Annotated in this window: 22 protein-coding genes and 1 pseudogene; 15 read left to right on the forward strand and 8 right to left on the reverse strand. The window is 71.6% G+C overall.

Annotated elements, in window-relative coordinates; genetic code table 11:
* Window positions 1-286: 286 nt before the first annotated feature.
* Entirely contained in the window at window positions 287-1846 is a 1560-nt protein-coding gene (locus tag ABEB12_RS26000; RefSeq protein ID WP_185062387.1) for an AMP-binding protein, read from the reverse strand.
* A gap of 194 nt (window positions 1847-2040) precedes the next feature.
* Between ABEB12_RS26000 and ABEB12_RS26005 the strand changes: the two genes are divergently transcribed.
* Window positions 2041-2808, forward strand: a complete 768-nt coding sequence (locus tag ABEB12_RS26005) for a hypothetical protein (protein WP_185062388.1) — start codon at window positions 2041-2043, stop codon at window positions 2806-2808.
* 3 nt (window positions 2809-2811) lie between these two features.
* Here ABEB12_RS26005 and ABEB12_RS26010 read toward each other — a convergent pair whose 3' ends face one another.
* A complete protein-coding gene (locus ABEB12_RS26010) occupies window positions 2812-3501 on the reverse strand; it encodes an FCD domain-containing protein (RefSeq protein ID WP_185062389.1) in 690 nt (229 codons plus the stop codon).
* A 144-nt stretch (window positions 3502-3645) separates the two neighbouring features.
* On the opposite strand from ABEB12_RS26010, the gene ABEB12_RS26015 reads away from it, so the two are divergent.
* From ABEB12_RS26015 to ABEB12_RS26055, 10 genes and pseudogenes are all read left to right on the forward strand, one after another.
* Window positions 3646-4059 carry a cobalamin-dependent protein gene (locus tag ABEB12_RS26015; protein ID WP_185062390.1) on the forward strand — a complete coding sequence of 138 codons (414 nt, stop codon included), beginning with the start codon at window positions 3646-3648 and terminating at the stop codon, window positions 4057-4059.
* 8 nt (window positions 4060-4067) lie between these two features.
* Window positions 4068-5498, forward strand: a complete 1431-nt coding sequence (locus ABEB12_RS26020) for a phenylacetate--CoA ligase family protein (protein WP_345703154.1) — start codon at window positions 4068-4070, stop codon at window positions 5496-5498.
* Window positions 5495-6496, forward strand: coding sequence for a methylmalonyl Co-A mutase-associated GTPase MeaB (gene meaB / locus ABEB12_RS26025; protein ID WP_185062391.1), 1002 nt, complete (start codon window positions 5495-5497; stop codon window positions 6494-6496). The genes ABEB12_RS26020 and meaB overlap by 4 nt, the downstream gene beginning before the upstream one ends.
* On the forward strand, window positions 6493-8196 hold the full coding sequence (locus ABEB12_RS26030; RefSeq protein WP_185062392.1) for a methylmalonyl-CoA mutase family protein: 1704 nt from the start codon (window positions 6493-6495) through the stop codon (window positions 8194-8196). Before meaB ends, ABEB12_RS26030 begins: the two co-directional genes overlap by 4 nt.
* Window positions 8197-8213: 17 nt before the next feature.
* The gene (locus ABEB12_RS26035; protein ID WP_185062393.1) at window positions 8214-9872 is read left to right on the forward strand and encodes a lactate permease LctP family transporter; all 1659 of its coding nucleotides are present in this window, start codon (window positions 8214-8216) and stop codon (window positions 9870-9872) included.
* Entirely contained in the window at window positions 9869-10423 is a 555-nt protein-coding gene (locus tag ABEB12_RS26040; protein ID WP_185062394.1) for a hypothetical protein, read from the forward strand. Before ABEB12_RS26035 ends, ABEB12_RS26040 begins: the two co-directional genes overlap by 4 nt.
* 16 nt (window positions 10424-10439) lie before the next feature.
* Entirely contained in the window at window positions 10440-10724 is a 285-nt protein-coding gene (locus ABEB12_RS42245; RefSeq protein WP_185063077.1) for a DUF1905 domain-containing protein, read from the forward strand.
* Window positions 10725-10907: 183 nt separating this feature from the next.
* Window positions 10908-11657, forward strand: coding sequence for an FCD domain-containing protein (locus ABEB12_RS26045; RefSeq protein WP_185062395.1), 750 nt, complete (start codon window positions 10908-10910; stop codon window positions 11655-11657).
* Window positions 11658-12551 carry an isocitrate lyase/phosphoenolpyruvate mutase family protein gene (locus ABEB12_RS26050; protein ID WP_185062396.1) on the forward strand — a complete coding sequence of 298 codons (894 nt, stop codon included), beginning with the start codon at window positions 11658-11660 and terminating at the stop codon, window positions 12549-12551. It begins immediately after the preceding gene.
* Window positions 12552-12569: 18 nt separating this feature from the next.
* Window positions 12570-12749: pseudogene (locus ABEB12_RS26055) on the forward strand (aldehyde dehydrogenase family protein); the annotation flags it as partial.
* Between the two features lie 26 nt (window positions 12750-12775).
* Here the strand turns inward: ABEB12_RS26055 and ABEB12_RS26060 are convergent.
* Window positions 12776-13783, reverse strand: a complete 1008-nt coding sequence (locus ABEB12_RS26060; protein WP_185062397.1) for a phosphotransferase — start codon at window positions 13781-13783, stop codon at window positions 12776-12778.
* Window positions 13780-14817 carry a hypothetical protein gene (locus ABEB12_RS26065; protein WP_185062398.1) on the reverse strand — a complete coding sequence of 346 codons (1038 nt, stop codon included), beginning with the start codon at window positions 14815-14817 and terminating at the stop codon, window positions 13780-13782. Before ABEB12_RS26065 ends, ABEB12_RS26060 begins: the two co-directional genes overlap by 4 nt.
* Before the next feature lie 85 nt (window positions 14818-14902).
* On the opposite strand from ABEB12_RS26065, the gene ABEB12_RS26070 reads away from it, so the two are divergent.
* Window positions 14903-15097, forward strand: a complete 195-nt coding sequence (locus ABEB12_RS26070) for a hypothetical protein (protein WP_185062399.1) — start codon at window positions 14903-14905, stop codon at window positions 15095-15097.
* Between the two features lie 181 nt (window positions 15098-15278).
* On the opposite strand, the gene ABEB12_RS26075 is transcribed toward ABEB12_RS26070, so the two are convergent.
* The 4 genes from ABEB12_RS26075 to ABEB12_RS26090 all read right to left on the reverse strand — a co-directional run bounded on the left by ABEB12_RS26075 (window position 15279) and on the right by ABEB12_RS26090 (window position 20696).
* A complete protein-coding gene (locus ABEB12_RS26075) occupies window positions 15279-16571 on the reverse strand; it encodes a cytochrome P450 (protein ID WP_185062400.1) in 1293 nt (430 codons plus the stop codon).
* 356 nt (window positions 16572-16927) lie between these two features.
* Complete coding sequence (locus ABEB12_RS26080; protein ID WP_185062401.1) at window positions 16928-18433, reverse strand: NAD(P)-binding domain-containing protein; 1506 nt, start codon at window positions 18431-18433, stop codon at window positions 16928-16930.
* Complete coding sequence (locus ABEB12_RS26085) at window positions 18430-19920, reverse strand: AMP-binding protein (protein WP_185062402.1); 1491 nt, start codon at window positions 19918-19920, stop codon at window positions 18430-18432. The genes ABEB12_RS26080 and ABEB12_RS26085 overlap by 4 nt, the downstream gene beginning before the upstream one ends.
* 23 nt (window positions 19921-19943) lie before the next feature.
* Window positions 19944-20696, reverse strand: coding sequence for an SDR family oxidoreductase (locus ABEB12_RS26090; protein ID WP_185062403.1), 753 nt, complete (start codon window positions 20694-20696; stop codon window positions 19944-19946).
* A gap of 124 nt (window positions 20697-20820) precedes the next feature.
* On the opposite strand from ABEB12_RS26090, the gene ABEB12_RS26095 reads away from it, so the two are divergent.
* The 3 genes from ABEB12_RS26095 (at window position 20821) to ABEB12_RS26105 (ending at window position 24082) form a co-directional block, all read left to right on the forward strand.
* The gene (locus ABEB12_RS26095; protein WP_185062404.1) at window positions 20821-21441 is read left to right on the forward strand and encodes a TetR family transcriptional regulator; all 621 of its coding nucleotides are present in this window, start codon (window positions 20821-20823) and stop codon (window positions 21439-21441) included.
* Window positions 21442-21506: 65 nt separating this feature from the next.
* A complete protein-coding gene (locus tag ABEB12_RS26100; protein WP_185062405.1) occupies window positions 21507-22136 on the forward strand; it encodes a hypothetical protein in 630 nt (209 codons plus the stop codon).
* Window positions 22133-24082, forward strand: a complete 1950-nt coding sequence (locus ABEB12_RS26105) for a linalool dehydratase/isomerase domain-containing protein (protein WP_185062406.1) — start codon at window positions 22133-22135, stop codon at window positions 24080-24082. The genes ABEB12_RS26100 and ABEB12_RS26105 overlap by 4 nt, the downstream gene beginning before the upstream one ends.
* Window positions 24083-24214: the final 132 nt, after the last annotated feature.

The raw sequence follows: 24214 nt of genomic DNA on the forward strand, positions 1-24214 counted from the left end.
CGACCATCGCTCGACAGGCGCGGTTCGGGAGGCGCGCGCAGAGCACTCGTCGGTCGACGGACATCGTTGTCCCTTCAGTAGCCGCGGCGGTGTGGGGAGCGGCCGCGACAGTGGCGAATGTCCTCGTAACGACGTCGAAACGCGAAGGTTCTGTAGAACGTCGTGCACACAGGAGTGACAGATGTGTCCTACGGAGTGATTGAAGCCACATTAAGTAGTCGATTCCGCAGATGAGGCGAAACCGGCGTTTCCTATCCTTTTTTGCTGATGAAGCTTCTCAGCTTGATCAGTTTTCCCAGGTCGCGCGCAGTGCCTTCTTGTCGATCTTTCCGACGGCGGTGGTGGGTAAAGTGTTGACGAACCGCAGGGACTTCGGGGTCTGCACGGCTCCCTTGCGTTCCCGCACGTGCCGGGCGAGCTCCTCCTCGGTCACCTCGGCACCCGGCCGCAGCACCACCGCGGCGGTCACCGCCTCGCCCCACTTCTCGTCCGACACCCCGAACACGGCCGCCATGGCCACCGCCTGGTGGCTGGTGAGCGCGTCCTCGACCTCGCGGGGGAACACGTTGAAACCGCCACTGATGATCATGTCCTTGGTGCGGTCGACGATGGTCAGGTAGCCCCGCTCGTCGGCCCGGGCAACGTCGCCGGTGTGCAGCCAGCCGTGCGCGAACGTGGCCTCGGTCAACTCCGGCTGGCGCCAGTAACCCTCCATCACGCCCGGGCCGCGCGCGCAGATCTCCCCCGGCTCCCCCGGCGGCACCGGGTTCCCCTCCGGGTCGAGCAGCGCCACCGAGACGCCACTCACCGGGCTGCCGCAGGAACCGGCCAACGTGGCGTCGCTGTGCTCGGCGCGGCGCAGCACGGAGATCGGGTAGCACTCGGTCTGCCCGTAGAGCTGCGAAAAGACCGGCCCCATGCGCTCGATGCCCTCGGCCAGCCGGGTCGGCGACATCGGCGCGGCGCCGTAGAGCAGCAGCTCCAGGGAGCTGAGGTCGGCGCGGTCCAGCGCCGGGTGGTCCAGCAACGCGTAGATCATCGTCGGCACCATCAGGCTCATGCTGATCCGCTCGCGTGCAATGGTGGCCAGCGCCCGTTCCGGGTCGAACCCGGTCTGCAGGTGCACCGTGCCGCCCAGGGAGAGCACCGGCAGCACCTTGGTCCCGGCCACGTGGGTGATCGGCGCGACGGCCAGGTAGCGGCCCGCGACCGGGATCTCGAAGTCCAGCGCGGTGCCCAGCGACATGATCCACGGCACCCCGGACTGGCGGCGCAGGACGCCCTTCGGCCGTCCCGTGGTGCCCCCGGTGTAGTTGACCAGGCCGATATCGTCCGGCTGGGCCAGGTCGCACGCGGTGGCCGCGCCGGCCTTCTCGACCTCGGCCATCAGGTCCGGCACCGCCACGCCCCCGCCGCCCAGCCCGAGCACCGGCACGTCGCCGGCCTTCTCGGCGAGCACCCCGGTGCGCTCGGGGAACCGGTCGGCGTCCACGATGCAGGCCGCCGCGCCGAGGTCGGCCAACTGGTAGAGCTGGTCGTCCACCGAACCGAGCGGGTGCAGCCACGAGGTGGCCATCCCGCTGGCCTGCACCGCCATCCCGGCGCACCAGGCCTGCGCAGTATTCCCGGCCAGCAGCCCGACCCGGTCCCCGCGACGCAGCCCGCGCGCCTCCAGCACCCGCTGGAAGCGGCCGATCAGCTCGGCCGCGCCGCCGTAGCTGAGCTGCCCGGAGTCTTCGGCGAAGGCGATCCGGTCCGGGTAACGGCGCAGCGCCCGGAGGGTGAGCGTGCCGATCGTCGGACCGGGCCAGAGCGGACCCGAAGGCGGCGCCGAGGGCAGGGACATGGTTCACCTCGCGGGATTCGACCCGGCGCGGCGGAGTACTTCAGGAACCGGGCTGACGCACCGATTGTGGGACCTCGCCGGGCTTGGTGCCACACAGCCGGTGACCCACCGTGGGGGTCACGAGACTGTTGACCATTCCGCGCGCGGGGTGTAGACCACCATCAATAACCGAACGACGTTCGTTTGGAGGCGGCGTGGCCGACACCGTGCTGGACGGGTCCATCGTCGGGCTTCGGGGCTGGGAGTTGTTCTGCCTGGTCCTGTGGTTGGTCGGGCTGGGAATGCTGGTCCGGTTCGGCCGCTCCCGGTTCCTCGCCGGGATCTACGCCGGCGCCACCATCGGGGCACTCGGCTGGGACTGGATCCTGGGTGACGCCTGGTTCTTCCGGATCACCTTCGACGAACGCTTCGTCATGCTCTACACGCTCGACGGGCGGCCCGAGCCGCTCTGGGCACCGCTGTCCTACGGCTTCTTCTTCGGCATCACGTCTCTGCTGGTGCTGCGCTACCGCCGGCAGCTGGACGCCACCCTGGGCGGCTGGCAGTTCGTGGTCATCCCGGTCGCCCTCGGCTTCTCGGACATCCTCATCGAGGGCATCACCACCACCGCCCTGGGCCTCTACCGCTTCGACTACCCGCCCGAGTGGCTGGCCTTCGGCGTGCCGTACACGAACGTGCTGTTCGTGGCCATCACCGAAGGGCTGATCATGTACGCCGCCCGGGGCGGCACCGAGCTGCTGGAACGTGCCGGCCTGGCCGCCGTCACCGGTGGCTCCACCCGCCCGGTGGCGGTTCCGGACGGACCCGGCGAGGTGGCCACGCTGGCCCGCCCACAGCTCACCGAGCCACCCCGGTGGCAGTGGACGCCGCTGCTGCTCGGGCTGATCGTGCCGGCGGGCGCGATCTACCTCGGCGCACTGGTGACCACCGCGGTGATCAACGGCGTGGTACTGCCCGGGTAGCCCTCAGTAGAAGCCGCGCAGGTGGCTCTCGGCGAGCTCGGCCGCGCCGGCCGGGTCGCCGGCGGTGATTGCCCCCACCAGCCGGTCGTGCTCGCCCGCCAACCGCCGGGCCGTGGCCGGCCAGTCCTCGACCGCCCGGAACGCCACGGCCATCCGGGCGGCGACCGCGTCCCGCAGGCCGCGCATGAGCTGTTCGTGCAGCTGGTTGTGGGACGCGCGGGCGATTCGCAGGTGCAGCGCGGTGTCCAGCCGGGCGAACCGGTCGGCCGGTATTCCCGGCTCGCGCATGGCGACCAGCAACGCGGACAGCTCGGCGCGGTCCCGCCGGTCGACCCGGCGGGCGGCGCCCTCGGCCGCGGTCCGCTCCAGCTCGGTGCGCAGGGTCAGCAATGCCGGCCCCGGCACCGACTCGGCGACCAGCAGCAGCCGCAACAGCCGACCGATGCCGGCCGCCGGCGCCTCGGCCAGCTCCCGATGTGCCGGCCCGCCGCGCACCACGCCGACCGCTTCCAGCGCGGCGAGCGCCTCACGCGCGCTGCGCCGGCTCACCCCCAGGGAACCGGTCAGGTCCCGTTCGCTCGGCACGTGCGCGCCGGGCCGCGCGCCATCCCGCAGCAGCCCTTCCTGTACGTCGGCGAGCACACGCTCGGCCGGCGCAATGACCCTCGGCCGCACCCGTCGGGAATCCGCCATGGCGCCTCCTCGGAGGTAGAGGCCGGTACCGGACCATACCAATGATGAGGTCAGACCACTAGACGCGTCGTACCTCTTGCATTCGAAGAATCGACCGCTTTATGGTCAGACCATTAAGTGGCCAGTCCATCAAGGAGGACACGAATGGACGCGGACGAGCCGGCCCGGGTGATGCTCGCCAAGATCGGCCTCGACGGGCACGACCGGGGCGTGAAGGTGGTAGCCCGGACCCTGCGGGACGCGGGCATGGAGGTCATCTACACCGGCCTGCACCGCAGCCCGGAGCAGGTGCTCGAGGCCGCCATCCAGGAGGACGTGGACGTGCTCGGCGTGAGCCTGCTCTCCGGCGCCCACATGTCGATCTTCCGCCGGCTGTTCGACCTCATCGGCGAGCTGCCCGAACCACCGCGGTTCGCCATCGTGGCCGGCGGCGTGATGCCGGACGAGGACGAGGTGGAGCTGCGCCGGATGGGCGTCTCCGACGTGCTCGGCCAGGACACGACGCCGGACAGCGTGGTGGCCACCGTACGCAAGCTGGCCGCCGCGTCGGGGCGGTGAGCGGCCGGATGCTGGCGACGGAGATGGAGCAGTGGAGCTGGCCGCCGCGTTACGACGAGGGCTACCGACCTCCGGCCACCCAACCGCACTGGTTCCCCGGCCGGGAGACCATGCCGCCGGAGCGGCGGGACGAGCTGATCATGGCCCGGATCCGCGAGGTGATGCGCTACGCGTGGCGCCAGGCGCCGTTCTACCGGCGCAAATGGGCCGAGGCCGGGATCGAGCCGGATGCGGTGCGCACCCTGGCCGACTTCGAGCACGTTCCAGTGGTCCGCAAGGAGGAACTGCGCGCCGACCAGCTGGCCAACCAGCCGTTCGGCAGCTACCTCTGCGTGGACCCGACCGAGGTCAAGCACGTGAACGGCACGTCCGGCACCACCGGCCGGCCGACCGCGTTCGGGGTGAACGAGCGGGACTGGCGGGCCATCGCCAACGCGCATGCCCGGGTGATGTGGGCGATGGGCATCCGGTCCGAGGACACCGTGCTGGTCGGTTCGCCGCTGAGTCTCTACTTCGGCTCCTGGGGCGCCTACCTGGGCGCCGAGCGGCTGGGCGCACGGGTGTTCCCGTTCGGTGCCGGCACCCCTGGTCAGACCGCACGCACGGTCCGATGGATCCGGCAGATGGGGGTGACGGTGTTCTACGGCACGCCCTCGTACGCACTGCACCTGGCGGAGACCGCGCGCACGGAGGGCGTCGACCCGGCCGAGCTGGGCCTGCGCCGGCTGTTCTTCTCCGGCGAACCGGGCGCCAGCGTCCCGTCCATCCGCGCCCGGATCATGAAGGAGTTCGACGCGCTGGTCTACGACTCGGGCAGCATGGCCGAGGTCACCCCGTGGATGCACCTCGGCGCGGGTGGCGAGGAGCCGGGCGTGCTGTGCTGGCAGGACCTGGTCTACACCGAGGTGTGTGACCCGGCCACGCTCCGCCGGGTGCCGTACGGCGGCGAGGGCACGCCGGTCTACACCAGCCTGGAACGCACCAGCCAGCCGATGATCCGGCTGCTCTCCAACGACCTGACCCGCTGGGAAGCACCGGACGCGGAACGCGGGCGCACCTATCCGTACCTGCCGAGGGGCATCTACGGGCGGATCGACGACATGTTCACCGTCCGGGGCGAGAACATCTACCCCAGCGCGATCGACGACGTGCTGATGGCCGACCCCGACTACGGCGGCGAGCACCGCATCGTGATCAGCCGGGCGGCCGCGATGGACGCGCTGGCCGTGCAGGTGGAACACCGCGCGGAGCTGGCCGAGGCGGACCGGCGGCACTGGGCCGGCCGGGTGGCCGACCGGTTGCGCCTGGTGCTGGGGGTGGGCGCGCACATCATCCCGGTCCCGCCGAACACCTTCGACCGCACCGAGTTCAAGGCCCGCCGGGTGGTGGACGACCGCGACCTGCTCGGGGAGATCACCCGGGAAGGGGCGGCCCGGTGACCGCCGTGCACGGCCTCGCCGACCGGGTGGCCGCCGGCGACCACACCGCCGTGGCCCGCGCGCTGACCCAGGTGGAGCGCCGCTCCGACGGGGTCGGCGAGCTGCTCGCCCGGCTGCACCACCGCACCAGGGGCGCACACGTCATCGGCATCACCGGCCCGCCGGGCAGCGGCAAGTCCACCCTGGTCAGCCGGTTGGCCAGGGTGTATCGGCGGCACGGGCGCACCGTCGGGGTGCTCGCCGTCGACCCGTCCAGCGTGTTCAGCGGCGGCGCCATCCTGGGCGACCGGATTCGGATGTCCGAGCTGACCGGGGACGCCGGGGTGTTCATCCGGTCCATCGCCACCCGCGGCGCCCTCGGCGGGCTGTCCCGCGCGGTCCTGGACGCGATCACCGTGCTCGACGCGGCCGGCAAGGACGTGATCGTCCTGGAGACCGTGGGCGTCGGGCAGGCCGAGGTGGACGTGATCAGCGCCGCGCAGACCGTCGCGGTGGTGAGCGTGCCGGGCATGGGCGACGACGTGCAGGCGATCAAGGCCGGACTGCTGGAGATCGCCGACGTCCACGTGGTCAACAAGGCCGACCGGGAGGGGGCCGACCGCACGGTCGCCGAGCTGCGCGAGATGACCCGCCTGGCGCACCGGAAACCCGGCCAGTGGAACGTGCCGATCGAACGCACCGTGGCCGCCACCGGCGCGGGCGTCGACGAGCTGGTCGACCGTTTCGACGCCCACCTGGCCTGGCTGCACCGCAGTGGCGAGCGGGAGGTGCGGGCCCGGCGCAACGCGGCCACCCGGATCCGCTGGATGGCCGAGGAGCTGGTGCTGGACCGGCTCAGACCGGGGCGCCCGGACTTCGACCAGGCGGTACGCGACGTGGTGGACCGGCGCACCGACCCGATCGGCGCCGCCCGTCGCCTGGTCGGACCGCAGCAGCCCCAGACCGCGCTGACTCCCGGACCGCGCGCATCACAGACCATTCGAGGAGCAAACCGGTGAACAACTCAGACCGAGCCCCACTGGCCACCGAGGACCTGGTCAAACAGGTCACCGAGGAGCTGGCCGCCTGGGAGGCCGACGAGCTGGCCGCGTTCCTGCGCCGCGCCCCGGAGGCCCGCGAGCAGTACCGCACCGGCAGCGGCCTGCCCGTCCAACGCGTGTATACCCCCGCCGACCTGCCGGCCGACTTCGGCGAGATAGGCCTGCCCGGCCGCTACCCGTTCACCCGGGGGCCGTACCCGACCATGTACCGGGGCCGGAACTGGACCATGCGGCAGATCGCCGGGTTCGGCCAGGCCGAGGAGACCAACCAGCGGTTCCGTTACCTCATCGCGCAGGGCCAGACCGGGCTGTCCGTGGACTTCGACATGCCCACCCTGATGGGCCTGGACAGCGACGACCCGATGAGCATCGGCGAGGTCGGCCGGGAGGGGGTCGCCATCGACACGCTGCCCGACATGGCGGCGCTGTTCGACGGGATCGACCTGGAGCAGATCAGCGTCTCCATGACGATCAACCCTTCGGCCTGGATCCTGCTGGCGATGTACATCGCGGTGGCCCAGGACCGGGGCTACGACCTGCACAAACTCTCCGGGACGATCCAGAACGACATCCTCAAGGAGTACGTCGCACAGAAGGAGTGGGTGTTCCCGGTCCGGCCCAGTATGCGGATCGTGCGGGACACCATCGTCTACTGCGCCGAGCACATGGCCCGGTACAACCCGGTCAACATCAGCGGCTACCACATCAGCGAGGCCGGGGCGAACGCCCAGCAGGAGATCGCGTTCACCATGGCGATCACCCGGGCGTACCTGGAGGAAGTAGCCGCCGCCGGCCTCGATGTGGACACCTTCGCCTCCCGGTTGTCGTTCTTCTTCGTCAGCCAGGCCGACCTGTTCGAGGAGGTGGCCAAGTTCCGTGCGGTGCGCCGTTACTACGCGAAGATGGTGCGCGACCGGTTCGGCGCGAAGGACCCGCGGTCGATGCGGCTGCGGTTCCACGCGCAGACCGCCGCGGCCACGCTGACCAAGCCCCAGCCACTGAACAACATCGTGCGGACCGCGCTGCAGGCGCTGTCCGCCGTGCTCGGCGGTGCCCAGTCGCTGCACACCAACGGGCTGGACGAGGCGTACACCATCCCCAGCGAGCTGGCGATGAAGGTGTCGCTGCGCACCCAGCAGATCCTGGCCGACGAGACCGGGGTGACCTCGGTGATCGACCCGCTCGGCGGCTCGTACTACGTGGAGAGCCTCACCGACCAGCTGGAACGGGGCATCGACGAGTACCTGGCGAAGATCGACGAGATGGGCGGGGTCATCGCCGCGATCGAGCAGGGCTTCATGCAGCGGGAGATCTCGGACAGCGCGTACGAGTTCGCCCGGCGGAAGGCCTCCGGGGACCGCGCGGTGGTCGGCGTGAACAAGTACGTGGACGCCGACTCGGACCAGAAGATCGAGGTACACAAGCTGGACCCGGAGTCCGAGGCCCGCCAGACCACCCGGCTCAAGGCGATCCGCGCGGACCGCGACCCGGCCCGCGCCGACGCCGCCATCCGTCGGCTGCTCTCCGACGCCAAGGACCCGGACGCCAACCTGATGCCCGCCACCATCGAGGCGGTCCGGGCGCACCTGTCCATGGGCGAGATCACCGCCGCGCTGCGGGAGATCTTCGGCTCCTACCGAGAAACCCCCGTCTTCTAGGACAACGAGGTCCGGCCATGTTCCAACAGCCCATCGCCCCGGTCGGCGGCCAGCTCGGTTGGTCCGCGCTGCTCGCCGCGTTGCCCCTGCTCCTGTTGTTCCTGCTGCTCGGCGTGTTCCGGGTGCGCGCCTGGCTGGCGTCGCTGCTGGCGCTCGCGCTGGCCGTCGTGGTGGCGGTGGCGGTGTACCGGATGCCGCTGCCCACCACGCTGGCCGGGACCCTGGAGGGCGCCGCGTTCGGCCTCTTCCCGGCCATGTGGATCGTGGTGAACGCGATCTGGATCTACCAGATGAGCCGGGACACCGGCGACTTCGACCGGCTCCGCGCGGCATTCTCCCGGGTCAGCGCGGACCGGCGGATCCAGGGCGTGATCATCGCGTTCTCGTTCGGCGCGCTGCTCGAGGCGCTGGCCGGGTTCGGCGCCCCGGTGGCCATCTGCGCGGTCATGCTGGTGGCGCTGGGGCTGCCGCCGATGCGGGCCGCCGCCGTGGCCCTGATCGCCAACACGGCGCCGGTCGCCTGGGGCGCGGTCGGGTTGCCGATCATCACGCTCAGCCAGATCACCGGCATGCCGGTGGAGCTGCTCAGCCGGGAGACCGCGCTGCTGGTCCCGGTGCTGGCGCTGTTCGTGCCGCTGATCCTGCTGGTGGTGCTGGACGGCCGGCGCGGCCTGCGCGAGGTATGGCCGGCGGGTCTGGTGGCCGGGAGTACCTTCGCGGCGGCCCAGTACCTGGTCGCCAGCTACGGGCCGGTCCAGCTGGTGGACATCGTCGCCTCGCTGGTGTCGGCCGGCGCGGTACTGCTGTTGCTGCACTTCTGGCAAGCCGCCGCCGCGACGGCGGTCCGGGACCCGGCCGGCGGTTCGGCGACGTTGGAACCCGCCGGCGGCGCGCTCGCATCGGACGGAGCCGCGCTGCTCGCCCCGGCTCGTATCCCGGCGCCGCCGCTGTCCGCGCGTGGCAGCGTCCGCGCGTTTGCGCCCTACGCGATCATCATCGCGCTGTTCACGCTGTCCGTGCTGCCCCCGGTGAAGGCGGCGCTGGCCAGCACCACGGTCATGGTCCGCTGGCCAGGCCTCACCGAGGTCCGAACAGCGGCCGGAGCACCGCTTGCGCTGGTCAACTACAAGCTGGACTGGCTGGCCGGCGGCGGGACGATCCTGCTCATCGCGGGCGGGCTGACCGCCGCGCTCCTGCGCATCCCGGCGGGAGTGGCGGTGCGCGCCTACCGGGACACCCTGCTGCGGCTGCGCGGCGCGGCGGTGACCGTGATGGCGGTGCTCGCACTAGCCTACGTGATGAACCTGTCCGGGCAGACCGCCACGCTCGGCATGTTTCTCGCCGGGGCGGGCGGGTTCTTCGCGGTGCTCTCGCCGCTGCTCGGTTGGTTCGGGACGGCGGTGACCGGCTCGGACACGTCCTCCAACTCGCTGTTCGGTGCATTGCAGGTGAGCGCCGCACAGGGCACCGGGATGTCGCCGGTGCTGGCCGCCGCCGCGAACACCGCCGGTGGCGTGCTGGGCAAGATGATCAGTCCGCAGAACCTGGCCATCGGCGCGGCCGCCGTCGGGCTGGCCGGCCGGGAGGGCGAGCTGCTGCGCCGGGTGCTGGCCGCGTCCGCCATCCTGGTGCCCGCGCTCTGCCTGCTGGTCTACCTCGAATCGCTGATCCGGTGACCGCCGAGTGGTTGGCCGAGGACTGCGCCGATGCGGTGGACGAGGCCAACGCCCTGATCGGCGCGGCACTGTGCACCGACTCCATCCCGATCGAGCTGCGACAGCCGTTGCGGGTATTGCAGGACGACCTGTTGGACCTGGTGGACGGCCTGCTCACGAGCCGTACCGACGGAGCGCTGCCCGCCGCCGGGCGGATCCGCGACTTCATTCGGGAGATCCGCACGGAGCCCCCACTGGCGGAGTTCGCCGCGCTGGGCGGCAGCGTGGACGGGGTGGGCCTGCTGCGCGCCGCCCGCGCGGTGCTGCGGCGCGCCTGTCGGGCCGCGCGACGGTTGGCCGATACCGCCGCGGCCGAACGCGGACATCACCCCCCGATCCCCGCCACGGTCGAGTGTCACCTGGCCGCCGGCGCCGAGTTGCTGCTGGTCATCGCCTTCGAGACCGAGCTGCGGGCGAACCGCGAACTCCCGGTGGTCGGTCTGTGCGACGGCCCGGGCGCACTTCTCGGTGGCCGCCTGGTGGCCCGCCGCCCCGCGCACCCACCCGGCTAGCCTTGGCCCGGTGACCATGGAACTCGTCTTCACCGGCCAGGTGATCGAGTGGCGAGGGCCGGCGCCCTACTACTTCGTTCCGGTGCCGGAGGACGACTCCGCCGCCCATCAGCGACGTAGCCGCGATGGCCACGTACGGATGGGGAGTGTGATCCCGGTCCAGGCCCGGATCGGCGGCACGACGTTCCGTGGAGCTCACGGTCCGCCTGAACGGTTAAGGCAAGTCACAACACCCGATGCGGTCAGACCACATGTGCGGTCTTGTTATGCCACTGGTCCGTCGATACGATCAGCCCGGTAACCAGGACGATATGGGAACTCCGGTGAGAATCCGGAACGGTCGCGCCACTGTGATCGAGCTCGGCGAGGCGTTCGACACCAGCCGCCGCTCGTAGTCAGACCTCATGTCGCCGCCGGCAGCAACGAACCGGGCCGCGCAAGCCCGAGGAGGTTGAACGCACATGTCACGCCCCGAGGTGGCGCGATGAGCGCCGAGTACAGCTGGGCACCGGTACGCAAGGTCCGCACCCACGAGCAGGTCGTCGACCAGATCCAGGAGAAGATCCTGGACGGCGAGCTGCGGGTCGGCGCGAAGCTGCCCAGCGAGCGTGAGCTGGTCGAAGCCCTCGGGGTCAGCCGCAGCAGCGTGCGGGAGGCGCTGCGCGCGCTCGAGGCGATGGGCATCATCGAGGCCCAGGGCGGCTCCGGCCGCGACTCCGGCTCGGTGATCTCCGGGCGCTCCACCGAGGCCCTGGGCAACCTGCTGCGCCTGCATGTCGCGCTGGCCGAGATCGCGCTGGCCGACCTGATCGAGGTGCGCATCCAGCTGGAGCGGCACGCCGCCCACGAGGCCGCCGGGAACCACACCGAGGCGGACATCATCCAACTGCGCCGGCTGATCGAGGAGATGGCGCCGGACCGGGTGACCTCCGAGGAGTTCAACGAGCTGGACACCGAGTTCCACGTGCGTATCGCCCGTTGCTCCGGCAACCCGCTCACCGCCACCCTGATGCAGGCGCTGCGGGACGCGGTCAAGTCCGAGATGGTGCGCGCGTTCAGCGAGATCGACGACTGGCGCTCGGTCGGCGAGCGCCTGGTGGCCGAGCACTCCGGCATCGTGGACGCGATCTCCAGCGGAGCCGGCGGGCGGGCCGCCGACCGGGTGGAGCAGCACATCCGCACCTTCTACCGGGACCAGCTGGCCAGCCAGCGGCCGCGCCGCGCGGAGCGCTGATTGGGATCGCTGCTCGGCGGCCGGACCGAACCCCGGCGCCGGCTCCGCGAGTTGCTCACCGGGCCCCGCCCGGTGATCGCGCCGGGGGCCTACGACGCGCTGTCCGCGCGGCTGGTCGAGCAGGCCGGCTTCGACGTGGTGTACATGACCGGGTTCGGCAGCACCGCCGGGCTGCTCGGCCGGCCGGACGTCGGCCTGCTCACCGGCGGCGAGATGGTGGCCAACGCGGCCCGAATGGTGGACGCGGTCGACCTGCCGGTGATCGCCGACGCGGACACCGGCTACGGCAACGCGGTGAACGTGGTCCGCACGGTGCGCGGCTACGAACAGGCCGGCGTGGCCGGCATCCACCTGGAGGACCAGGTGATGCCCAAGCGCTGCGGACACCTGCGGGGCAAGGCGGTCATCCCGGCCGAGGAGATGGCCGGCAAGCTGCGCGCGGCGGTGGCCGCCCGCCGGGACCCCGACTTCGTGATCATCGCCCGCACCGACGCGGCCGCGGTGAACGGCCTGGACGATGCGCTGCAAAGGGCCCGCCGCTACGCGGAAGCCGGCGCCGACCTGCTGTTCGTCGAGTCGCCGACCAGCGAGGAGGACATCGCCCGCATCGCCGAGGAGCTGCGGGACACCGCGCCGCTGGTGTTCAACTGGGCCGAGGGCGGCCGCACCCCGCCACTGCCGCTGGAGCGCATCCGCGAGCTGGGGTACGCGCTGGTGCTGTTCCCGATCAGCACCCTGCTCGCCGCCACCGCCGGCATGCGGCAGGTGCTCGCCCGGTTGCGCGCGGACGGCACGCCGGCCGCCGCGCTGCCCGGTCTGCCCGGGTTCGACGAGTTCACCGAGCTGGTCGGGCTGCCCGAAATCACCGCCATCGGCGAGCGCTTCCAAGACTGAGATCCAACCGCGCGGGCGGTCGCCGGGCAGCCGCGGTCGGGCACCGTCGGGCACAACGCCTTCCGCACCGACTTCGGCATCGCGTTCGGCTGCTTCAAGCAGTCCGGCATCGGGCGGGAGGGCGGCACCGAAGGCCTGCCGGCCTACCTGGAGACCAAGACCGTGATCCTCAACGGCACGCCGGCGAACTACCGGTAGCCGCCCGGGCGCTGCTCACCGGGTGGTCAGGCCCCGGCGAGCAGCGCCGCCAGCCGCCGGCGGGCGCGGTTGTCGGTGCGGACCGGGTGATCCGCCGCCAGCTCACCCCGGCGCACCCGGTCGGCCAGGTGCAGGTCCATCAGCACCACCACCCGGTAGGCCGCGAACCGGTGGTGCCAGCGCCGGGCCTGCGGTTCCCGGCCGGCGTGGCCGGCCCAGCGTCGCCAGGTCTGCTCCTCGGAAAGGAACCCGTCGAGCGGCGGGTCGGCCCCGCCGGGCGCGCGGAGCCGGTTCATCTCCAGCAGCCAGGCGATGTCGAACTCCGGCGCGCCGGTCCCGGCCAGCTCCCAGTCCAGCAGCGCGGCCACCCGGAAGTCGTCGCCGACCACGGTGTTCGCCGGCCGGGCGTCCCCCCAGAGCAGCGCGACCGGCCCGTCCGCCGGCGGTGCGGTCGACTCGAGCACCGCCCGCGCCCGTTCGACCAGTTCCGCCCCGGTCTCGATGCCGGCCCGCTGCCCCGCGCACCAGGTCAGGTGGTCCTTCGGAGCGGGGCCGACCGGCAGGCCGGGCAGGGCCGGGATCCGGTGCAGCTCGGCGATCCGGTCCACCAGGTCGGCCGAGTACCGGTGGCGCTCCTCGACGGTCGCGTCGACCAGGAAACCGGCCCGGGTGAACGGCGGGTCGTCGTCGGCCGGCACCCGCCCGGGCACCCGCTCCATCACGTAGGCCGGCCGCCCCAGCACCTCCCCGGCCAGGTCGGCGGCCACGATCTCGGGCGCCGGCAGGCCGTGCGCCCGCACGTGCCGCAGGCAGCGCACCTGGGTCCCCAGGTCGTGCTCGGCGAACATGCCGCGCCGCGCCGGCGCGGTACGCAGCACCAGCGGGCGCCCGTCGGCGACCAGGAACACCGTCTCCCCGGACCATCCGCCGGCGCCCGGCCGGCCGGCCACGGACAACTCCGCGCAGTCCAGCCAGCGGCGCACCGCGTCGGCCCGGACCGTCCGGTCCGTCTGGTCCGGTGTCACCTCGGTCATCGGGCCCGGTCCGAGGGGCGGTAGCGGTAGGCCGGGCTGCGGGAGTGGGCGAACTCGAAGATGCCCGCGCCCTCCTCGGTCCGGCCGTCCTCCACCGCCTCGAACCGGGCCAGCCGGTCGGTCAGCGGGTAGCCGATCTTGCGCGGCACCAGCTCGGGGTCCCGCAGGTCCCAGCGGTCGTGTTCCACCAGGTCCCGGCCGTGGTCGTGCCCGTGGAAGCCGCCATAACCCGCGCCGGCCAGGAACCCGCCCCGCGCACGGGTCGGGTCCACCCGCAGCTCGAGCCGGCGCCCGGACCGCGTGCGCAGGGCAAGCGTGCCGCCGAGGCAGTCCAGGGTGTCCGCGAACTCCAGGCGGTGGCCGACCTCGACCAGCGGGTCCTGCCCGCCGTCGGTGCCCAGTACCGCGCCGTCCAACAGGGTCGGCCGGTTGTCCCGGTCCAGGTCGAAGAGGAAGGCGATGGACGCCTCGGCCAACTGCGCCTGGACCCACAGGTGCAGGCCCTGGCGCGCGGTCAGCGGCCGCCGCCCCCTCGAGCGGTCCCGCTGGCCGGTCCACCCGGCCACCTCGGTGCGCACCCCGTCCACCTCGAGCCATCCGCGATGGTGGCCGGACTGGAAGGCGTGGTCGAAGCTCATCGACTCGCCGTCCCGGCCATCCAGCCGCACCGGCCGGCACAACCACGGCTCGGTGCGCGCCGTCCAGGTCAGGTCGCAGGCCAGGCCGGACGGGTTGTCCGCCAGCCGCACCCGCCAGGTGCGCAACGGCTCCACCGCCTCCCAGGACAGCGGCCCGATACGGCCCGCCTGCCCGGCTTTGGTGGACACCCGCAGGTTGATCTGCTCATGCTCGGTCACCACGACCACGTATCCGTCGGCCAGTTGCTTGTCCGGGTACACCCCGGCGCCGACCATCAGGTAGGGCGGCTCGCTGCCCCGGTGCGCGTTGAAGTAGAACCGGTCGAACCACCCCGGCGCCGCCTCCGCCGGGGCTTCGGTGACCAAGGCGTCCCCGGCGCTCGTGGTGATTGACACTTCGCCCCCGCGTGTTGACTGTTTAATCTCGAGTAGATTATGCGGGCGGCGGGGTTGGAAGTCCTGTTGGGTGGGCGGCTAGGGTTTGAAGGTCGCTTGGACGGCGCGCTGGCACGACTCCATCGCCCGCACCGTGCGGCGCGGCCAGCGGCGGGGCGTCTTCCGCGCCGACCTGGAAGTCGAGGCGATCACGGTGATGCGGGAGATGCTGGTCGAGTTCGTCGCCCGCGAGCCGCTCGACTCAGCGCGGTCCCGGCCCGGTGAGAGCTCGGCTAACTGAGCAGGCCGAGCATCGAGTAGATGACAGCGATCCCGACCAGAATCAAACCAATTGGCGCGGCCATCTGCCCACTCCATTTCGCATTACCCTGCACCAGCTTCGGATTTGCAGGGTAATTACAACCACCTTTTGACCACATCTCACCAAGTGGCCAACTACCTCCCCCTGTGGAGAGAGGCGACTAGTAGGCGTACGACATGTGTTTGATGCCGTTGATCAGGTAGGAGGTGAGCCGGTCGGGCTCGCCGGTGGTGTGTAGGTCGGGCAGGCGGGTGTACAGCTCGCGCAGCATCACGGTCATCTCCCGGCGGGCCAGGTGCACGCCCAGGCAGTAGTGCGGGCCGGGGCCGCCGTAGCCGACGTGCGGGTTGGGGGTGCGGGTGATGTCGAACCGGTTGGGGTTGGCGAACACCTTCTCGTCCCGGTTGGCCGAGTTGTAGAAGAGGATCACCTTGTTCCCCGGATAAAGGTCGCGGCCGTGGAAGTTGCATTCCCGGGTGACGTTCCGCCGGAATGAGATCACCGGCGTGGAGAACCGGATGACCTCCTCGATCGCGCCGCCGATCCGGCCCTCGAAGTCCGCCCGCAGCACGCGCAGCTGGTCGGGGTGCTGGGTGAACAGGTGGACGGCGTGGGACAGCGCGGTGCGCACGGTCTCGTTCCCGGCCACCACGAGCAGCAGGAAGAACGAGGCGAACTCCTGCGGGGTCAGGTTGTCCTCGTCCTGCCCGGCGACCAGCATCGAGGTCACGTCGTCGGTCGGGTTCTTGACCCTTTCCTTGGCCAACCGGTTGGCCAATTTGAAGAGCCGCAATCCGGCGCCGGCGAGGCCTCGGGTGAATCGCAGCGAGTCCATCATCGTGGTGTCGTTGTCGAACCGGCTAATCCCCCCGTTGTATTCCGGGTCGTTGAAACCCAGAATACGGTTGGTCAGCGGGAAAATCTCCTCCCGGAACTCCTCCGGGATTCCCAGCATATCGCAGATGACCTCGATGGGCAGCCGGGCGGCCACCTGGGTGACGAAGTCCCCCGGCCCGTCGGACACGATGTCGTCCACGATGGCGGACGCCCGCAGTTGCAGGTCCACCTCCGTCTTGGCCAGCACCCTTGGCGTGAATGCCCGGGAGACCACGGCCCGGTTGCGGGAGTGCCCCGGGTCGTCCATGTTGATCATCGAGCCGTAGTATTTGTCCAGGTAGCCGGGGAAGTCGCGCACCGAGTTGGCCGCCGGCTCGCTGCTGAACAGGTCGGGCCGGCGGCTGGCCTCCACCACCTCGGCGTGGTGCACCAGCGCCCACGCGCCGGGGTTGCGGTCGTCCAGGAACGGTATGCGTGGAATCTGGAACTCCCGGGTCACCTCGCCGGCGCGGAGCCGGGCGAACGCATCGAGCCGCTCGGACTCCGGAGCCGCCCAGAAGACCGAACCCGCCAGCCCGTAACCCGCATCGACCAGCGCGTCAGGTTTTGCCGCCATAAGCAATAACACCGCCAAATCACGACAACCAAGAAGTCCAACCTATCGACTAGATCAAGTTCTATCAGAACAAATATCAGACTTCGATATGCGAGCCCCTGGTGACCGTGCGGTCCCGGGGCAGCCGGAAGTGCCGCGCGGCGTCAGCGGCGATGTGCGAGGTGGCCAGGAACAGCCGCTCACGCCAGGTGGCACTCCTCCGACCAGGCCATGTTCCGCGGCGCCGGCAGCCCCTGCGCGGCCACCGGCTGAGAACGATGCCGGGATGATGTCGCGCGACGGCGGTGTTCATGGTCATGTAGCAATCAGAGACGCTACTGGCGAGTAGAAGGTCTCTCGTCGCTACACGGACGTTCTTAGGCAGAAACCTCGTAGTCGGCCAGCCGGATGCGGCGGGTGCGGCGCCAGAAGGCGATCGTGGTGTCGGGCCAGAGCACGGTGTTGCGGCCCGACCGGGGGTCCTGGTACCAGCTGCGGCAGCCGCCGGTCTGCCACACGGTGCCGTCCATCCGCCCGTCGAGCCAGTCGTTGAACGACGCCTGCACCTCGCCGCGCACCTCGATGCGTTCCGCCCCGCGCCGGCGCAGCGCGCTCAGCGCCCGCACGATGTACCGGGCCTGGGCCTCGATCATGAACACCTGTGAGTTGTGGCCGAGCCCGGTGTTCGGGCCGACCATCAGGAACAGATTCGGGAACCCGGCGACGGCGGTGCCCAGGTAGGCCTGGTTGCCGTTCCGCCAGGCCTCGGCCAGGGTGAGCCCGTCGCGGCCGGCGATGTCGAAGCGGATGGCGTGCTGGGCGTCGAAGCCGGTGCCGTAGATCAGCACGTCGGCCCCCACCTCGACGCCGTCCTCGCCCACCACCGCGCCCGGCCGGACCTCCCGCACCCCGCCGGCCCGCACCGAGACGTGCGGCCTGGCCAGCGCGGGGTACCAGTCGTTGGAGATCAGGAGGCGCTTGCAGCCGATGGTGTAGTCCGGGGTGACCAGTTCCTTCAGCCCGGGGTCGGTGACCTGCCGGTCGATCAGCCGGCGGGCCAGGGCAGCGGTCTGCGCCATCCCCTCGGGGTCGGTGACGAACCCGGCCGCGCGCCGCTCGTGGATCCAGAACAGCCGCTCCCGCACCCACCAGCGGTACGGCGGCAGCCACCGGGCCAGCCGGCGGTGCCGGTCGTCGAAGGGCCGGTCGAACTTGGGCACGATCCACGGCGGGGTCCGCTGGAAGACGGTGAGCGCGGCGACCCGGTCCACGATGGCCGGCACGAACTGGATCGCGCTGGCGCCGGTGCCGATGACCGCAACCCGCCGGCCGGTCAGGTCCACCTCGTGCCGCCAGGTGCCGGAGTGGAACACCGGCCCGCCGAAGGTGTCCGCCCCGGGCAGGTCCGGGACCACCGGGTGGTGCAACGCCCCCACGGCGGAGACCAGGAAACGCGCCCGGTAGCGGTGCCCATCCTCGGTCCGGATCTCCCAGCGGTTCGCCCCGTCCAGCCACCGAGCCTCGCGGACCCGCTGGCCGAACCGGGTGTGCTCGATCAGGCCACGGCGCCGGGCCACCCCGCGCAGGTAGCGCAGGATCTCCGGCTGGCTGGCGAACAGCCGCGTCCAGTCCGGCTTCTGGTCGAAGGAGTAGGAGTACAGCGGGCTCGGGATGTCGCAGGCGCAGCCCGGGTAGGTGTTGTCCCGCCAGGTGCCGCCGACGTCCTCGCCGGCCTCCAGGATGCGGAACGAGCGCACGCCGGCCTCGTCCAGCAAGGCCGCCACCCCGAGCCCGCTGAACCCGGCCCCGATGATCAGCACATCCAGGTCGTCGGCCGGGGAGACCCCGGTGCCGGCCGGCGCCGGCTCGGCCAGCGAGGTCATTCCGCGTCCACCAGGCGGCGCTTGATCACCTTTCCGGACGGGTTGCGGGGCAGCTCGGGCAGGAACCGGAACTCGGCCGGGACCTTGTAGTCGGCGAGCAGGCTGGCCGCGTGCTTGCGCAGGTCGTCCTCCGACGGCGCGCTCCCCGGCCGGGCCACCACCACCGCGCGCACCCGTTCGTCGAAGATCGGGTCGGGCACGCCGACCACGGCCACCTCGGCCACGTCGGGGTGGCTGACCAGCGCGGTCTCCACCTCCAGGCTGTAGATGTTCTCCCCGCCCCGGATGATCATGTCCTTGAGCCGGTCCAGCACCCGGACGAAACCGTCGGCGTCCACGCTGCCCACGTCGCCGGTGTGCAGCCAGCCGTCCACGAAGGTGCTCGCGGTGGCCTCCGGGTTGTTCCAGTAGCCGGCGGTGACCACCGGCCCGCGCACACACAGCTCCCCCACCTGATCCGGCTGGTGCCGGGGTGGCCCGCCGTCCACCGAGACGGCCACCTCGACGCCGTCCACCGCCGGGCCGACCGTCGCCGTGTGCTCCAGGTACTCGTCGCCCTCGGTGTAGGTGACGATCGAGGTCGCCTCGGTCAGGCCCCACACGTTGCCCAGGTTGAGCCGGGGCAGCTGCCGTTTCACCTCGGCCGGGAAGGACTCCGGCACCGGCGAGCCGCCCATCACGAACAGTCGCAGCGCGGACAAGTCGGCGGCGGTGTCCCGCGCCCGCAGCAGGATCAGCCGCAGCATCGCGGCCACCCCGGCGAAGAAGGTGATGCGCTCCCCGGCCATCAGCTCGACCGTGGTCTCCGGGTGGAACGCGGGGGTGAACACGCAGCACGCGCCGGCGGTGAAGAACCCGATGAACTGCGACGACGTCCCGGTGGCGTGGAACATCGGCGCGGCGATCAGCGTCCGCTCCCCCGGCCCGGCGCCGATCCGTTCTCGCACGGTCCGCGCGTTGGACACCAGGTTCGCGTGAGTCTGCATGGCGCCCTTGGGCCGGCCGGTGGTGCCCGAGGTGTAGAGCAGGTGGGCCACGTCCTCCGGCTTGCGGTCGTTGCCGGGCAGCCCGGCCGGGTCCACCGGGTCGCCCTGGGCGACCAGCTCGTCGGCCTGGACCACCGGTGCGGTCACCGACTCGGGCACCCGCGTGCCCAGGGTCTGGTCGGTGACCACCAGGGCCGCCCCGCTGTCGGTGAGCACGTAGTCCAGCTCGGGGCCGCTGAGGCGGGTGTTCACCAGCACCACGACCGCCCCGGCCAGCTGGGCGGCGCAGTAGGTGATGGCGTACTGCCAGCTGTTGGGCAGCAGGATGGCCACCCGGTCGCCGGCCCGGATGCCGCGCGCCTCCAGCCGGGCCGCGACGACGGCCGAACGGGCCAGCGCGTCCCGGTGGTTCAGCCGGGTGGCGCCGTCCACCAGCGCCTCCCGGGTCGGATGGGCCGCCGCCACGGCGAGGAACATCGCGGGCAGGGTCGTGGGAGACATCTCGGCTCCTTCGGGGCGCGAAATCAGCGGTAGAAGCCGCCGGGGGTGAGCCCGGCGCCGCCGTCCAGCCGGAGGGTCTGGCCGGTGAGGTAGCCGGCGGCGGGTGAGAGCAGGTACAGCACCGAGCCGACCACCTCGCCGAGGGTGGCCACCCGGCCGAGCGGCACGGTGTCGAGCATGCGGTCCCGCGCGGTGTCGGGCATGGCCAGCACCTTCGGCGTGGCGAACAGGCCGGGGGCCACGGCGTTCACCCTGATGCCGGAGCCGGACCACTCGGCGGCGAGCCCCCGGGTCAGGCCGAGCACGCCGGCCTTGGCCGCCGCGTAGCCGACCTGCCCGGGCAGCCCGTCCAGGCCGGCGATCGAGGACATGAACACGATCGCGGCGGCTTCCGCGTCACAAAGCGCCGGGTAGGCGGCCTGCGCGACCGCGAACTGGGCGATCAGGTTGGCCTCGACGTCGCCCCGGAAGGCGCCGATGGGAAAGTTCCGCGCCCGGTGGATGGTGTCCACGATGCCGGCGGCGCCGACCAGCGCATCCAGCCCGCCGAGTTGTTCCACGGCGGCGCGCACCGCGTCACCGGCCTCGGCCTCGTCGGTCAGGTCGGCGGTCACCAGTGGCACGTCCGCCTCCGCGCCCGGCCGGTCGATGCCGACCACCCGCGCGCCCAGCCCCACCAGGACCGAGGTGAGCTCCCGGCCCAGCCCGCCCGCCGCACCGGTCACCAGGACGCGCCGCCCCGGTGGTGGAACCGGCGACCACGGCTCCCCACTCATCCGCGAACCCCCGTGTCGATCGATCGATCGACACGGAAGCTAATGCACCTCGACGACGCGCGTCAACACGGGCGCCGGATATCATGCCGATCGGACGATCGACACTAGGTCACGGAGGGGGACGATGGCCCGGAAGAAGTCCCTCGACGAGGGGCCGGAGCCCCGGGAACAGATCCTGGCCTGCGCCAGCCGACTGTTCTACCAGCGCGGTTTCGGTGAGACCTCGATCCGCGACATCGCCGAGGCGGTGGGCATCTCGTCCTCCACGCTGTACCACCACTTCGCCAACAAGCAGGAGGTCCTGCACGCCATCGTGTCGCGGTTCATGACCGACTTCGTGGACGCCACGGTGCCCACGCTGCGCGACACCACACTGAGCCCGACCGAACGCATCCGCCGGACGGTGCGCCGGCATATCGAGTTCAGCGACGACAACCGCCCGGCGCTACTGGTCGGCAACCCGATCCGCTACGCCCTCGACCCCGCGCAACGGGAACACGGCATCAAGCTGCAGACCGCGTACCACGACGCCGTGCGGGACACCATCGCCGAGGGCAACCGTGTCGGCGAGTTCCGCGTGCCGGACGTCTCGATCACCACCATGGCCCTGCTGGACATGCTCAACGGCATCCGCGAGTGGTTCTCCCCCCGGGGCACCCTCACCCGGGACCAGGTCATCGACCACTACACCGCCATCACGCTGGCCATTCTGACACCGGCAGAGGGATGCGCCACAGCTAGTTGACACGGCACCGTGTCAGTTTCTACCTTTCTGACACGACGATGTGTCAACATGCGAGGTAACGGACAATGGGGTGCTGCATCGCGCTCGCGCTGGTCATCGGCCTGGCGAGGATGGCGTGGTTCCGGCTGACCCGCCGGCAGCCGCCCGGCCGGGCCGGTTTTGCCCCGCCGGCCCGCCGCGCCGCCCCGGACGGTTCAACCGGGACGGCCACACCGACTCCGGGCGGTCGACCCGAACCGGCGCCGCCCGCCCCCGGCGATGCGCGCCGGTCCGTCGACGCCCGCCGCGCGCGCCGGTCGGTCCGGCCGGCCGCGGTACCGGTGCTCGCCGCGTTGGTCGGCGCCGGCCTCTACGCGGAGCTGCTCAGCCTGCTGGCCTGGACCGGAGCGGTCGCGGCGGCTACCGGGCCGAGGGAACCGGTGCTCATCGGCGCCGGCCTGGCCGCCGCCGCGCTGGCCGTGATGTTCCGGGTGAACCGGCGCCACCTGGCCCTCGTCCTGGTCGGCGGCGGGGCCTCCTGGTCACTGCTGTCGGTGCTGGACATGCACCTGACCGGGGTGGTGTCCGCGCACCACCACCACGGCAACGCGCTCGCCGACGTCGCCCTGCACGGCCCCGGCTTCCTGGCCGTGGTTCTCGGCGTCGCCGGGATGCTCACCGCGCAACCGCTCATCACCAACCGGGGAATCCGATGACCGCACCAGTCACCACCTGGCCCGCCCAGCACGAGGTCACCCACGGGAGCGTGCGCACCCGGCTGCGGCTGGCCGCCCCCCGGCACTCGATCGCGCCGGTCACCGCCCGCCGCATGCGGCGCGCCCTGCTGGTCTACGCCGTGTTCTGGGTGCTCGGCACGCTGCCCGGGCTACTCGGCGCGGGCCCCTCGGCGACCGCCTTCGGGCTGGGCCTGGTGTTCCCCGGCGGCGGCTTCCTGGCCACCGGGTCGCCCTGGCTGGCGCTGGCGTCGTTGGCGGTGTTCGTGCTGGCCGTGGCCGTGTGGTGGGCCATCGGGATCGTCGTGCTGCCGCCGCTGGTGTGGCTGGGCGCCGCCGGACTCGCCGCAGCCACCACCGCCGGCACCGGTTGGCCGGAGGCAGGGCTGGCGCTGCCCCTGGCCGTGCCGGCGCTGCTCGGGCTGGCCTACCTGGTGCATCGAGTGCGGCACGCCTCGCAGGGCAGGGCCGGCGCGGCGATCAACGAGCGGCTGGCCCGGCTGGAGTTCCGCATCTCCGGCCCGCCCCCGCTGGACGCCCCGCTGCCGGTCGCCGAGTCCACTCCCGACGACCTGGCCCACCTGCGCTACGCGCTGGACCTGGCGCTGCAGCCGCTCGACAAGTTCGACGGCTTCACCCTGCTCGACGAGTACCGCGAGGCGGCGGTCCGCTACCAGATCAACACCCTGGGCTACGCGCTGTCCATGGCGCAGTACACCCGCACCCCGGCGTTCGCCGGGTACCTGGCCGAGGCCCAGCGCAACGCGATCGAGAAGATGCTGCACCGCAAGGTGTGGGGCTACTGGGCGCGGGAGAACGCCTGGGGCAACCTGTCTCTGCGCCGGGACCCGGTGGACAACCGGGAGAACATCATGCTCACCGGCTGGCACGGCATCCAGGTCGGCCTGTACACCGCGCTGAACGACGACCGTTACGGGCAACCAGGCGCGCTCACCTACCGCTGGTCGGCCGACGAGGCCTACCCCAACGACTTCCACACCCTGGCCGCCTCCATCCACCGCAACATGACCGGCACCGACTACACGCTGTTCCCCTGCGAGCCGAACTGGGTCTACTCGATCTGCAACACCTTCGGGGTGAACACGCTGGCCACCCACGACCGCTTGCACGGCACCGGGTACCTGGGCGAGCTGCGGGAGCGGCTGCGCACCTCCTACGAGACCGAGTTCGTCCGCCCGGACGGGCGGATCATCGGCGTGCGGTCCACCCACCTGGGGCTTTCCTGGAACTTCTGGTCGGGGGCGGCCGTCCAGCTGTCCACCGCCTACTGGCTGCACCCGGCGCTGCCGGAGATCGCCCAGCGCAGCTGGTGGCTGCTGCGCGAGGGGTCGCTGCGGATCGCCGACGGCCGGCTGGTCATGCCCAAGGCGCTGTCCGACCGGCTGGACCCCGGCGACTACACCGTCGGCCGGGACAACTTCGGCCTGGGCGCCACCGTGATGGCCGCCCGCGAGGTGGGCGACGAGGAGTATGCCTCGGCCGCGCAGCGCACCCTGGACCAGCGGGAAGAGGTCGAGGAGGCGAACGGCGCGCGCCGCTACCGGCACTCCTCGCCGCTGACCAACCTGTACTCCGTGCTCGGCCGGTTCGGCCGCCGCGACGGGCTGCGCGACCTGGTCGCCCACGACCTACCCACCGGCTGGCGCGCCGGCCCCCGGCTGGCCGAGGCCGCCTACCCGGACGTACTGGTGGCCCGCGCGGTCACCGACGGCGCCGCGCTGGACCTGGTCCTGCGCCCCGGCGCCGGACCGGTACGCACCACCCTCGCCGTGGACCGGCTCCGCCCGAACACCGGTTACGTACTGGACGGGGCGACCACGGCGGCGGTGACCTCGGACGACACCGGCCGGGCACTCTTCGATGTAGACCTCGGCGACCGCCTCGAGGTCCGCCTCCGCCCCGCGTAAGAACCCGCACCTCTTCACCACCGCGGTACGGAACGGGACACGTCCGCGACGACATCCACGTGGTGAGGGTGGGGTCTTGCGCGAACCCCAAGGTGCGGATCTCGTGACCAGGCGTGGTTCATTTTAGATCTT

Source organism: Actinospineispora eucalypti, from assembly GCF_039543365.1.
Taxonomy (GTDB): Bacteria; Actinomycetota; Actinomycetes; order Mycobacteriales; family Pseudonocardiaceae; genus Pseudonocardia; species Pseudonocardia eucalypti.